11 protein-coding genes and 1 pseudogene are annotated in these 12,548 nt (G+C 63.8%); 9 read left to right on the top strand and 3 right to left on the bottom strand.

The genetic code is table 11. The features are described 5' to 3' along the window. Positions 1 to 3 precede the first annotated feature (3 nt). Positions 4 to 1,233 carry a flavodoxin-dependent (E)-4-hydroxy-3-methylbut-2-enyl-diphosphate synthase gene (gene ispG, locus B9N93_RS08135; protein WP_085212566.1) on the bottom strand — a complete coding sequence of 410 codons (1,230 nt, stop codon included), beginning with the start codon at positions 1,231 to 1,233 and terminating at the stop codon, positions 4 to 6. A 158-nt stretch (positions 1,234 to 1,391) separates the two neighbouring features. Here ispG and B9N93_RS08130 point away from each other — a divergent pair, with 158 nt between their 5' ends. The 7 genes and pseudogenes from B9N93_RS08130 (at position 1,392) to B9N93_RS08100 (ending at position 5,970) form a co-directional block, all read left to right on the top strand. Continuing rightward, positions 1,392 to 2,120 carry a metallophosphoesterase gene (locus B9N93_RS08130; protein ID WP_085212564.1) on the top strand — a complete coding sequence of 243 codons (729 nt, stop codon included), beginning with the start codon at positions 1,392 to 1,394 and terminating at the stop codon, positions 2,118 to 2,120. 226 nt (positions 2,121 to 2,346) lie between these two features. Beyond that, positions 2,347 to 3,255: pseudogene (locus B9N93_RS26255) on the top strand (DUF3604 domain-containing protein); the annotation flags it as partial. 24 nt (positions 3,256 to 3,279) lie between these two features. Continuing rightward, a complete protein-coding gene (locus tag B9N93_RS26250; RefSeq protein ID WP_254899465.1) occupies positions 3,280 to 3,609 on the top strand; it encodes a DUF3604 domain-containing protein in 330 nt (109 codons plus the stop codon). A 45-nt stretch (positions 3,610 to 3,654) separates the two neighbouring features. Continuing rightward, positions 3,655 to 3,990, top strand: coding sequence for a DUF3604 domain-containing protein (locus tag B9N93_RS08115; RefSeq protein ID WP_085212558.1), 336 nt, complete (start codon positions 3,655 to 3,657; stop codon positions 3,988 to 3,990). A 91-nt stretch (positions 3,991 to 4,081) separates the two neighbouring features. Further along, positions 4,082 to 4,936 (top strand): peptidylprolyl isomerase, encoded by an 855-nt coding sequence (locus B9N93_RS08110; RefSeq protein WP_176225192.1) that lies wholly within the window; start codon positions 4,082 to 4,084, stop codon positions 4,934 to 4,936. After that, complete coding sequence (locus tag B9N93_RS08105; RefSeq protein WP_085212554.1) at positions 4,933 to 5,268, top strand: hypothetical protein; 336 nt, start codon at positions 4,933 to 4,935, stop codon at positions 5,266 to 5,268. The genes B9N93_RS08110 and B9N93_RS08105 overlap by 4 nt, the downstream gene beginning before the upstream one ends. A 12-nt stretch (positions 5,269 to 5,280) precedes the next feature. Next, on the top strand, positions 5,281 to 5,970 hold the full coding sequence (locus tag B9N93_RS08100; protein ID WP_085212552.1) for a HupE/UreJ family protein: 690 nt from the start codon (positions 5,281 to 5,283) through the stop codon (positions 5,968 to 5,970). Between the two features lie 180 nt (positions 5,971 to 6,150). Here B9N93_RS08100 and B9N93_RS08095 read toward each other — a convergent pair whose 3' ends face one another. Beyond that, positions 6,151 to 6,921, bottom strand: coding sequence for a DUF2272 domain-containing protein (locus tag B9N93_RS08095; protein ID WP_085212549.1), 771 nt, complete (start codon positions 6,919 to 6,921; stop codon positions 6,151 to 6,153). Positions 6,922 to 6,991: 70 nt separating this feature from the next. Then, positions 6,992 to 8,788, bottom strand: a complete 1,797-nt coding sequence (locus B9N93_RS08090; RefSeq protein WP_085212547.1) for a hypothetical protein — start codon at positions 8,786 to 8,788, stop codon at positions 6,992 to 6,994. Between the two features lie 719 nt (positions 8,789 to 9,507). Here B9N93_RS08090 and B9N93_RS08085 point away from each other — a divergent pair. Both B9N93_RS08085 and B9N93_RS08080 read left to right on the top strand, forming a co-directional pair. Beyond that, complete coding sequence (locus B9N93_RS08085) at positions 9,508 to 9,858, top strand: hypothetical protein (RefSeq protein ID WP_246628592.1); 351 nt, start codon at positions 9,508 to 9,510, stop codon at positions 9,856 to 9,858. A gap of 94 nt (positions 9,859 to 9,952) precedes the next feature. Next, the gene (locus B9N93_RS08080) at positions 9,953 to 12,526 is read left to right on the top strand and encodes a heavy metal translocating P-type ATPase (RefSeq protein WP_085212545.1); all 2,574 of its coding nucleotides are present in this window, start codon (positions 9,953 to 9,955) and stop codon (positions 12,524 to 12,526) included. Positions 12,527 to 12,548: the final 22 nt, after the last annotated feature.

The raw sequence follows: 12,548 nt of genomic DNA, 5'->3' as shown, positions 1-12,548 counted from the left end.
TATTTACTGGGCCTGCGCCCCGGAGCCGTAATGGCTCTCGACATACCTTTCAACCAGCGCCTGGAATTCCTCCGCGATACGCTCGCCCTTCAAGGTCACGGTCTTGACGCCATCCTCGTACACCGGAGCCACCGGGTCTTCGCCGGTGCCGGGCAGACTGATGCCGATATGGGAATGCTTGCTCTCCCCAGGGCCGTTCACCACGCAGCCCATCACCGCCACCTGCATCTCGGCGACGCCGGGATATTGCTTCTTCCACACCGGCATCTGGTGGCGCAGATAGCTCTGGATGTCCTGGGCCAATTGCTGGAAATAAGTGCTGGTGGTGCGCCCGCAACCGGGGCAGGCCGTGACCATCGGCGTGAACGAGCGCAGCCCCATGGTTTGCAGGATTTCCTGGGCCACGATGACTTCGCGGGTGCGGTCGTTGTCTTGGGGTTCCGGGGTGAGCGAGACGCGGATGGTGTCGCCGATGCCTTGTTGTAGCAGCACGCCCAGCGCGGCGGTCGAGGCCACGATGCCCTTGGTGCCCATGCCGGCCTCGGTCAAGCCCAGATGCAGGGCATAGTCGCAACGGGCGGAAAGGCTCTGGTAGACCGCGATCAAATCCTGCACCCGACTCAGCTTGCAGGACACCACGATGCGGCTGCGCGGCAAACCCTGTTCTTCGGCCTTGGCGGCGCTCTCCAACGCGGAGGCGATCACCGCCTCCTTCATCACGGCTTCCAAGGGTTCCGGGTCGGCGCGTTGGGCATTCTTGTCCAACAGCCGCGCCAAGACCGATTGATCCAGGCTGCCCCAGTTCACCCCGATCCGCACCGGCTTGTCGTAGCGGCAGGCGAATTCGATCATCTGGGCGAATTGCGGATCGCGCTTGGCACCGCGCCCGACATTGCCGGGATTGATACGGTATTTGGCCAGCGCCTCGGCGCAGGCGGGGTATTTCTCCAGTAGTTTGTGGCCGTTGAAATGGAAATCGCCGATCAAGGGCACCTTGCACCCCTGCCGGTCCAGCCGCTCGCGGATATGCGGCACGGCGGCGGCGGCTTCCTCGTTGTTGACGGTGACGCGGACCAGTTCCGAGCCGGTGCGGGCGAGGTCCACGACCTGGGCGACGGTGCCGTCGATATCGGCGGTGTCGGTATTGGTCATCGATTGCACGACAATGGGCGCGCCGCCGCCGATTTGGACATCGCCTATTCTTACGCCAACGGTGTTTTTACGAACGATCATGCTGAGAAACCTAGCTAGGGGAATGCGGGAAGCCGCCATTTTAACGCCAACGGCGGATGGGAAGGGTTTGGTCCGATTGCCGCCGGTAATTTCCGAGTTCCTCACTCGGGTGTCAAGCCTCCACCCCGGCCCGCGCCGGGCAATCCGGGTGTAAAGCCATGCTTATCCAGTATTTTTCCGATATCCACCTGGAATTCGGCCCGCTCGACCTGTCCGACAGCGCAGCGGATGTGATCGTCGCGGCGGGGGATATCGGGCTGGGGCTGCAAGGCTTGGACTGGCTCAAGACCCTGTCCAAGCCGGTGGTCTATGTGGCGGGCAACCACGAGTTCTACACCCACGAACACGCCGCGACGGTGACGGCCCTGCGCCTGGCCGCGACGGGCAGCAACGTGCGGTTCTTGGAGCGGGAATCCTGGCTGTGCGGGGATATCCGTTTCCTGGGCTGCACCCTGTGGAGCGACCTGGGCGGGCAGGAGCGCGACGACCTGGCGGAACTGGTGCGGCGGGTCAACGATTTCCGCAAAATCCGCCGCGGCCCGGACCGGCTGGACCCGGACGCCTACAAAAAGCTCTATGCCGCCTCCCGCCGCTGGCTGCTGGAACAACTGGCCCTGCCCTTCCCCGGCAAGACGGTGATCGTCACCCACCACGCGCCCAGCCCCTGGAGTTGGCGCGACAACCCCGGTGATGTCAAACGCCACGCTTATTACAGCGACCTCAAGGAGGTGCTGCACAGCTATGAAATCGCCGCGTGGTTCCACGGCCATACCCACGCGGTATCGGATTACCTGTGCGCGGGCGCCCGCATCCTATGCAATGCGCGGGGTTATGCGCCGGACCGGCGGGTGCCCGAATTCGATCCCGCCCGCGTGGTCGAGGTGTGAACTGGCATCGACGGCCCGCCCCACGGCGTGGCAAAACAACCGCCCGGTCCGGGTACCATTGTTTTTGTCACCATATACTTTAATTTTCCCTCCTGGAATAGCTCACCTCCCCCACAATGTGTTCTTACAGAATGACATCTGTATCGAAATATGGACGTTAACGCCGAACGCCGCAGCTTCCACTACCGCCGTTCCATACAACGATAACTTTACCTAGGATATCCCAATGTCCGTGCGTTACCGATTGCAATGGGCGGCGCGAACCGCCCCTCCGGCCTGGTCTGCCGCGCTGGCAGCCAGCTTATTGTTCGGCCTGGCCGACGCCTCCGCCTTCGAGCGGACCGAACAGCGCGAACCCTGCAAGAACTACGATGCCCTGCGCCAGCCGTTCTTCGGCGAAACCCATCTCCATACGGCGCTGTCCTTCGACGCCAGCATCCGCTTCGTCCCGCCCATGCCCCACGACGCCTATAAATTCGCCAAGGGCGGCAGCGTCAGGGGGGGCGGTCCTAATGGCTTCAAGACCCGCACCTATCACTAAGACCGGCCCTTGGACTTCGCCGCCGTCACCGACCATTCCGAACACTTCGGCGAGATGGGCGTGTGCAACAGCGCCGACATGAATGGCCGCTATTCCTTCGAATGCCAATTGCTGCGCGGTTTCTGGTGGCAGCCGGGCCTGTTCCCCGGTTCCGCCCAACGTTCCATGGCGACCAGCGCCTTCAACCTGCTGACCCTGCCCAACGACGGCCCCAGCACCTTCAACACCCATTTGCCGATGTGCGTGGATGGCGAGGCCAATTGCTTCGAGGGCGAGCGCCGGGTGTGGGACGAAATCCAGGCCGCCGCCGAAGCCTATTACGACCGCAGCTCGGAATGCAGCTTCACCACCTTCATCGCCTACGAGATGACCTCGACCCCCCTGGGCGAGAACTGGCACCGCAATGTGATCTTCCGTAACGACAAGGTGGTCTCCCGCCCCATCACCGCCATCGACCTGGCCCGCAAGCCCAACCCCGACCCCAACACCACCGCGCCCCGGCAAATCGTCAAGGGCGGACCGGATATCGAGAAGCTGTGGGACGGACTGCGCGACCAATGCCTGAAGGCGGGCACCGGCTGCGATGTCATCACCATCCCGCACAACTACGACCAGGGCGTGCCCATGGGCGGCGACCTGCCCAAGCAGCGCAAGCTCGCACCCGGCCAAGCGCCCAGCTTCATCGCGGCGGCCTGGATGGACGACTATATCGGCACGCCCCTGCAACAGGTGCAGATCATCAAGGGCTGGGTCGAAAACGGCCAAACCTTGGAAAAGGTCTACACCGTGGCCGGCAACGCCGACAACGGAGCCTCGGTGGACCAGCCCTTTCAAAGTGTAAAAATAGCCCTTCTAAATCAATGGGTTGAAAAGGCCGTTTTTCTGTGTCGAAGCGTAGGACGCCACCAACGGCGACATGGGCCACAGCAAAATCAGGGACTTACATAACCCGATTTCGCCAACCGGGTAAACCACTTTGAAAGGGCTGCCTCGGTGGACAAGCAATGCAACCGGGTGGGCGAGGGCTACCCCTCGCTGTGCGCGGTCTGGAAAGACCCGGATTTCGACGCCAAGCAACGGGCCTTCTATTATGTCAGGGTGTTGGAAAACCCGGTCTGCCGTTACAGCACCTTGATCTGCCAGAAGACCTACGATCTCAACCCGCTGGACCCGGACCATTGCTCCTCCAACCTCGCCACCCTGCCCGCCCAGCAGCAGGCCGAAGCGGCGAAATGCTGTAGCAATGAAACCACGACCCCCTACGTGCAACCGGTCACACAGGAACGGGCATGGACTTCCCCCATCTGGTATTCCCCCTCCCGGCTTTGAAGCTGCTCAAATCCCCGGCGCTGCATTACGCGGCGCTGGGCGGACTGTGGTATACGGCGGTGTCCGGGGGACGCCGCCCGCGGCCCCGCCCTTGCTCATCCCCACCTCCCGCGTGGAATCGGCCTTGCAAGAATACGAGCGGCTCAGTGGCCGCCCGCTCTCGCCCGAGGAAAGCCGGATCGTCACCAAGGCTGTGGTGGACCAGGAAGTGTTGTACGCCTACGCCAAGCGGCTGGGCCTGGATAAAGACCCGGTGGTGGAACAACGGCTGGCGCAGATCGCCACCTTCGTCGCGGAAAACCCGCACGAGGCCAAATCGGTGGAAGAACGCGCCGACGAGGCGGTGTCGCTGGGCATCGGCGAGGGCGATCTGGTGGTGCGGCGGATCATGATCGACGGGGCGCGGCGCTTGATCCGGGCCGGCATCCTGGTCCGCGAACCGCCGGACCCGCTGCTGGAACAATACCTGCGCGACCATCCCGAGCAATTCCAACGCCCGGCGCGGACCCGTATCAGCCAAGTCTTGATCGACGCCCACAAGCCACGGGCGGAACAAGACGCCCGCGACCTGTTGCAACGGCTGCGCCGGGACGCGGTGCCGGCCAGCAATTACGGCGATGCCGGGCTGGTGAAACCCGAACTGCCCGACCTGCCGGAGCGGGAATTGGAGCGCTTATTCGGGCATCGGTTCGCCACCGAACTGGCGCAACTGCCGGTGGGCGAATGGAGCGGGCCGGTGGCTTCGCGCTACGGGATGCACCTGGTGTTCGTGCGGGAACGGGTGATGGAACACACGCCCCCGCTGGCCGAAGTCCGCAAGGAGGTCCGCACCGAGGTCCGCGCCAAACTGGCGGATGAATGGCTGGCCGTGCGGCTGGAACAACTCAAGGGCGAGTTTTCGATCCAGATCGCCGATGGCGACAAGACGGAGGAATCCAAGCTATGACCCAGCCCGGAATTCACGCCGCCCACCCGGCCCGCTGGCTGTTCGCCCTGTGGGCGCTGCTGGCCTGGAGCGCGGCCTGGAGCCATACCTTCGCCCCCGCCCTGCTCGAAATCCGCGAAACCGGCCCCGGCCACGCCCTGGTACGCTGGAAACAACCGGCCATCCGGGCGCTGGGCAGCGGCTTGTTCCCCATCATGCCCGACAATTGCCACGAACGCGGCGAACATTACACCGACAGCGAAGGCACGGGCGTGGTGGAAAGCTGGGAGTTGGAATGCGCGGGCGGACTGACCGGCCATCGCCTGCGCTTGGAAGGGCTGGCCGATAGCTAAGCCGACGCCCTGTTGCGGCTGGCCCTGGCCGATGGCCGTTCGGTGCGCCATGTGCTGACGGCGGACCATCCCGAATTCCAGGTGCCCGAACGCGAGGGGGCGCTGGATGTGATGGCGGGCTATGGCCGCATCGGATTCGAGCATATCCTGGGCGGCGTCGATCATCTGTTGTTCGTGCTGGGGCTGGTCTTGCTGGTGCGGGGCGGGAAACGGCTGCTGTGGACCGTGACCGCATTCACCGTGGGCCATAGCCTGACCCTGGCCCTGGCGGTGTTGGGTTTCGTGCATGTGCCGCAACAGCCCATCGAGGCCGGGATCGCCTTCAGCATCTATATGCTGGCGGTGGAATTGGCCCCGCGTCCCGAGCGCAAACCCAACCTGATGGACCGTTGTCCCTGGTTGATCGCCGGGCTGTTCGGGCTGCTGCATGGGCTGGGCTTCGCCGGTGCCTTGGCCGAGGTGGGCTTGCCGGAAGGCGAGATTCCGCTGGCCTTGTTCGCCTTCAATATCGGCATCGAAGCGGGCCAACTGGTCTTCGTCGGCGTGGTGTTGCTGGTGCTGGCGGGAGTACGGGCCTTGCCGGTCCGCTGGCCGGGATTGGTGGCCCATGTGCCGGGCTACGCCCTGGGCACGGTGGCGGCATTTTGGTTTTTCCAGCGGCTCGCGGCCAGTTTGCCGGGTTTGGGTTGGCCCGGCCTGTGAGCGCCGTAGATGGAATTAGCGCGGCGTAATCGCACGGATTGCATGTCTCCGATTACGCTGCGCCAATCGGAGACATGCGGGCTGAAACCCAGGCTTTGAAGCTTGAGGCAAAGCATCGCCGCACCTCGCCTCTACCCAGCCACCCAGGTTTCAGCCTGTCATATACCACACTACGCCTCCCTACAACCGATTCTCCAACACCATAAACCAAGGCCGCCGCTGCGAGGGCCGCACCAAGCCCTCCGGGTCCAGCTTGAGCAGGGTTTTCGACACCGAATTGCGGACATTCCCGCCGATGGCGGCCAGGGTATCGCCGCCGCGCTCCACCACGATATCGCAATGCAGTTTGGTGTGTTCCAATAACACCGAGCGGAATCCCTGCCCCGGCACCGGCATCTCGTCGGGACCGCCCCGCGTCGCGCAGATCAAATCCCCAGGCCGGGGCGAATATTCACCGATTTCCCTGGGCGCGAAGGCGGCGTAGGGATCGCCCGCCTCGGCCACGATCCGGCTCAGATAGCCCCAATGCGCCTCGGACGGCTCGAACTGGTACGACGACACCCCCGCCTCCCGCATGATCCAACTGACGAAGGCGGCGGACCAGGGCTGGCGGCAATCCCTACCGTCCAGGTGGGGCTTGTCCACCGCCCGCCAATACCAATTCACCCGGTAGATATAGGCGTCGGCGTCGTCCTCCCATTTGCCCACATGGGGAATGCTCTCCTCTTCCCCATCCAACACCACCGTCTGCCGCCCGAAAAATTCCCATTCCCGCCGGGCCAGTTCGATGATGTCCCGCTTGACCGGCGACATTTCCGCCTCGGCGGGCTTGTGGGTGGCGGTGCGGGAAGGCTGGGCGGGAACCGGGGCGGGCTCGGGCTTTTTCTTGTGGCCGGCGCAGCCCGCCAGGGCCACGCAGAGCGATAAAACCAGCGCTTTGGAATTCATCATGGGTCCGGGATGGATCGGAAAGGAGAAAAAACAGGGCCGGCCCCAGGCCGGGGCCGGCGGGCGGGCCGGATCAGCGGGTGGGCCTGCGGGTCTCGTGGAACCAGGCGCGGTATTGCTCCATCTTGGCCCGTTGCTCGGCGGGCGCGTGGCGGCTGCAAGTGGCGTATTCCGGGGTACCGGGCCGGGCACCCCAACGGGCTTCGGCGCAATCGTTGGGGTTGTAGCCGGTCTCGAAGGCGGCGCGGCGGGCCATGGCCTCGGCCACGGTCAGTTCCCAAGCGCTGCCATCGCTGCGGATATAGCTGAACCGCCGTTCCTGGACCAGCCGCCGGTGCAAAGCCTCGATGGCGGCGCGGGCCGCTTCCGGGGATTGCCCGCCCAGCGCGAACAAATCGGGATAACGGACGATATGTTCGGGCAGGCTATCCAGCACCTTCATGGCGATCAACAAGCGCATATCCCGCGACGGCGTCGAATAATCCTCCCACAAGCCCTGGGTCTCGAAGATGGCCGCGCCCGACGGCATCGGCACCATCGCGCCGCGATGCTTACGCATGTAACCCTCGCCGTTCTCGACCGATTCGGCGCGGGTTTGCAATTGCTCGGCCAAGGCGTCCAGCATGGCCTCATACGCCTGGCGCGGGGCCAAGCCCCTGGGATTGATGAGTTGCCCCATACGGGCATAGAAATCCTCCGGCGCGAGTTCGCCCTGGGCGGTGGAATAGGGGGCCACCGGGCCGCCCGCCGCCAAATCGGCGTTGGACGGCAGTTCCCAGCGCCCCGCCCCACCGCGCAGCACGGGCCGGAACGCCTTGAATCCCGGCCCGGCGGCCCCCGTGTCGGCGAACAGGAACGTCCCCTCCCAAAACCGCTTGCGGCTGACCGAATTATCCGGTTGGGCATCGACCGCCAACAGCAGGCCGCTCCGACCCGCCGTCTGCGGCATCCAACGCACCAACATGAGGGTATGCCCATAAGGATCGGCGTACACGGTGCCGGGCCACAGCGCTTCCCGTTCCAAGGGCAAGGGGTAGAAATCGGTGGCCTCGGCGGACAGCGCGGTGCGGGCGCTGCCGGAATGCACGGTGTCGGCAATTTTGCGCATCAGGCCGTTGAAACTGGCCGTGGGCACCGGACCCTGGGTGAAAGCCGCACTGAGATTGGGTGCGCCGCAATGCGGCGGACGCCCGGCCCCACCCCGGTCGCAGGCGCGGAACGCCACCGGCAAACCCACCTTCCAAGCGAAATAGGCCCGCAGGAAATAAGGCAGGTCGGCGCAATCGGGCGTGGCGGGCAGGCGGGCATCCTCGTTCCTGCCGAAATGGTCATAAAGGAAATTGCGTCCCGGATCGCGGATCACGGGTTCAAGGGAAGGAAAGCTCAGGTTTTCATCGGGCGGGGCGTCGAACAGCTTTTCGATCCAGGCGGCATAAAAGGCTTCGGCGGCGGTGTTCCATTCGCCGGGCCGGGGATTGCCGGAGCCTTCTGCGGCGGAACCCACCGCCACGGTCCGGCAGGCGATGGACTCGCCGCCGCGCTGGATATCCACCCGGTAGGTTCCACCCCGTGGGGGATCGAATTCGGCCTCCAGGCTCCAGGGCGGGCCACCCCGCGCCGCGCTGTCCAGGGCGATGGATTCGCCGTCCGGCCCGGTGGCGGACAGGGCTTCCGCCGGGCCGTCGGTCAATACCGCCATGAGCTTGACCGGCTCGCCGGGCACGGGGTGGGCGGGCGAAGTCCACAGCAGTGCCGCCGGATTTTCCGGGCAAGCCGTATCGGCCACCCCGGCGGCGCTCACAGGCAGGACCGCAGCCAGCAATAATGGGCGGGCGGCGCGGATGAGGAAGCGAGGCGTGATTCTAGGCATGGATGTGGCTGAGGAAAAGGGAATTCCAGGCTGGTTTCCCGAGTATAACCGGCAAAAACGACACGGCATGGTTTACTCTGGAAAAACAGGTTGTTCCGTTTTTAGCCCATCGCGGACGCCACCTTAGAACCCAGAACCCGCTATCCTCCCAAGGTTGGATACAAAGCTGGGTTTCCGAACCATAGCCGCCATATCGTCTCGTGAACCATAAGACCGCTTGCCCAGGGAGCGTAGCGGGTTATGTAACATAGTCAAATATAGATAACACTGCCCGTCTTTAAAATAAGAAGCGACCTTCCTCTGGATTAGCTATTTAATAGACAGCTTAAGCACTTTATCGCACACATATAGCGCAATCCCCCACCGAAAAACCGGAAACCCCCGCAAAAAAGCCATCCCATACCCTCTCGCACCCGCTTCCTCACAGCCATTCTGTCATGTTTACATAGCACATGACTTGTTTTTCACCCTCAAAGCTTTTATCGTTTTCAAAAGCCCCCGCGACCCAGGGCGGGATTTTCAAGAAACCGTGGGGATTCCAAGCCAGAGAATTTGCTACGATGGATCGCAATGTGCCCGACAGGGATATTCGGGGCTAAAGACAACTTCCCAAGGGATATTCTTGCCGAAATCGGACGAGGCTTTTAGCATCTTGCCCGCAGAGACATCACAATCCATCCAGCCCCTTGCAATCCAAAGCCCAATCGAGGACTAAAACCATGTCAGCCAACTCCACCATCGACGAACAAACCGCCGCCCATCCCGATCCCTTCGAGTCGGTGGCCGACGCCATGCGCGACGCCATCCATTCGGCCAGCGAGGACGCCACCAAGGCCAAGGAGAAACTCAAGAACGCGGGACCGGACGTGATGCGCTCCGCCTCGCGCTTCGCCTACACCAGCGCTTACATGGTTTCCTACGGCGTGGTCTATGCCACCGTGTTCCTGGCCAAATCGCTGCCGCAGGACAATCCGGTCATGGAAGGCTTCGCCGACGGTGGCCGCGCCGCCATCGACGCGGTCAACGAAGCCAAAGGCATCAAGACCGGCGACAGCACCCTTTCGGCCTAAAGTACTTGCCCGTCGCTTCGCCGTGCCACCGGCCACGGCGAACCCCCCGGTCCGCCATCCCCGTTTTCCCTAACCATCGAACGGCACTCCACTCATGACCGAGCGTTCCATTTCCCCCGCGCCCCTGGATATCAAAATTTCACTACCTACCCCCGGCGCGATCCGCATCCACAGCACCGCGCTGTTCGCCGATCCAGAAACCCCCGATTGCCGCCGTTTCCTGGGCCGCGTCTTCCGCGCCACGGAACTCACCGGCGCCAAGCTCAATGGCGCCGAGCATCCGGCGGCGGACCTGTATTTCGACCCGCGCCACCACAGCGCCCGCGAAGTGCTGGCCCTGGTCGCCGCATCCCTGACCACCCAGGAGCCGGTGCCCGCCGATTATAAATTCCAGGGCGATGGCCGCCCCGGCACCGAACTGGCCGCGGTCGCCCCGGCGATGACCGCCCGCGACCGCCATGGCGTGGTGCATTACCACCGCTATGGCAACCACGTCACCGGTTGGCAGATCACCCACGACAAGGTCGGCTCGCTCAAGCTCAAGAATCCGGTGCTGTACCGCAAGAACGTGTACTGCCAGGCCATCGAGCGCGAGCTGATGAGCATTCTGGGCGTGGACCGCTATAAAACCCACGCCCTCAAATGCAGCGTGCAGATCGAATACGACCCGCGCCGCCTGACCCGCAACCAACTCATCGAAATCCTCGACGAAGCCCTCGCCAATGCCGAGCGCCAGGAAGAACTGGACAAGCTCGACCTCGACCTCACCATCTGCACCGGCTCCCTGGTCCTGGCGGGGGCGACCACCCTGGCGGCACCGGCCTTGTTGCCCGCCGCCGCCGCGCTGTTCGCCTACACCACCATCCCCAGCTTCCAGGGCGCCTACGAAGTCCTGTTCAAGGAAAAACGGCTGGGCGTGGACGTGCTGGACGCTATCGTGGTGCTGGGCTGCCTGGGCACGCTGCAAATCCTCCCCGGCGCGGTGCTGGCGTGGTGCCTGTCGTTCGGGCGCATGCTGGTCAAGAAGACCGAGGACAATTCCAAGAAGATGCTGCTGAGCGCCTTCGGCAAACAGCCGCGCTTCGTCTGGCTGTACAAGGATGGCGTCGAGATCGAAGTCTCCCTCGACAAGATCCAGCAGGGCGACCTGGTGGTCGTGCATACCGGCGACGCCGTGCCGGTGGACGGCCATATCGTCGAAGGCATGGCGATGATCGACCAGCACGCCCTGACCGGCGAATCCACCCCGGCGGAAAAAGGCGTGGGCGACCGCGTGTTCGCCTCCACCATCCTAGTGGCGGGCAAGATTTTCGTCTCGGTGGAAAAGGCCGGCAGCGAAACCGCCTCCGCCAAGATCAGCCAAATCCTCAACGACACGGCGGGCTACAAGCTCACCTCCCAAAACAAGGGCGAACGCCTCGCCGATACCGCCGTGGTACCGACCTTGGCACTGGGTTCCTTGGCCTATGCCGTCATGGGACCGTTCGGCGCGGTGGCGGTACTCAATAGCGACCTCGGCACCGGCATCCGCATGGCCGCGCCCTTGGCGATGCTCTCCACCCTGGCCCTATGTGCCCAAAAGGGCATCCTGGTCAAGGATGGCCGCGCCCTGGAACTGATGAACGAAGTGGACACCGTGCTGTTCGACAAGACCGGCACCCTGACCCGCGAGCGCCCGGAAGTGGGCCGCATCACCACCGCCAACGGCCACACCGCCAAGGATATTCTGCGTTACGCGGCGGCGGCGGAACGCAAATTCCACCACCCCATCGCCCTCGCCATCCTGCACAAGGCCGAGGAGGAAAGCATCGACCTGCCGCCCACCGACGAGACCCAATACAAGGTCGGCTATGGCATCAGCGTCGGCATCGAAGGCCACACCATCCGCGTCGGCAGCCGCCGCTACATGGAAATGGAAGGACTCGCCATCCCCCCCGAAGTCGAAGCGGTCCTCGACGAAGTCCACCGCAACGGCGACACCATGGTGATGGTCGGCGTGGACGACCAACTCGGCGGCGCGTTGGAATTGCAAGCGGCGATCCGCCCCGAAGTGCGCGACATCGTGAAAGGGCTGCGGGAACGCGGCGTCAAACATCTCGCCATCATCTCCGGCGACCACGAAGCCCCCACCAAAAAACTGGCCGAGGAACTGGGCATGGACCGCTACTTCGCCCAAGTCCTGCCGGCGGACAAGGCCGATTACGTGGAAAAGCTGCAACAGGAAGGCAAGAAGGTCTGCTTCGTCGGCGACGGCATCAACGATTCCATCGCCCTCAAAAAGGCTAACGTTTCCATCTCGCTGCGCGGCGCGACCTCCATCGCCACCGACACCGCCCACATCGTGTTCATGGAGCAAGGGCTCGGCAAGCTCTGCGAACTCCGCGACATCGCCCGCGAACTGGACAAGAACATCGCCCGCAGCTGGGGCATGATCGTCGCTCCCAACGTCGCCTGCATACTCGGCGTGTTCACGATGGGCTTCGGCATCGGCGCTTCGGTGCTGACCAACAACGTCGCGGCGCTCGGAGCGCTGGCCAACGGCGTCTGGCCCATGCGCAAGGTCGCCCATCTGGAGGCCGAACGGCGGCACCAGTTGGAACTGGAACTCAAACGGGCCGGCTACGATCCCGAAGCCAAGCCAGCAGTGGAAGTCGTGGCAGAAGCCTGATCCCTAGCCCAGCGGCCACCGG

The sequence above is a fragment of the Methylomagnum ishizawai genome, assembly GCF_900155475.1.
Classification (GTDB): Bacteria; Pseudomonadota; Gammaproteobacteria; order Methylococcales; family Methylococcaceae; genus Methylomagnum; species Methylomagnum ishizawai_A.
This window is presented reverse-complemented; position numbering and strand designations above follow the sequence as displayed.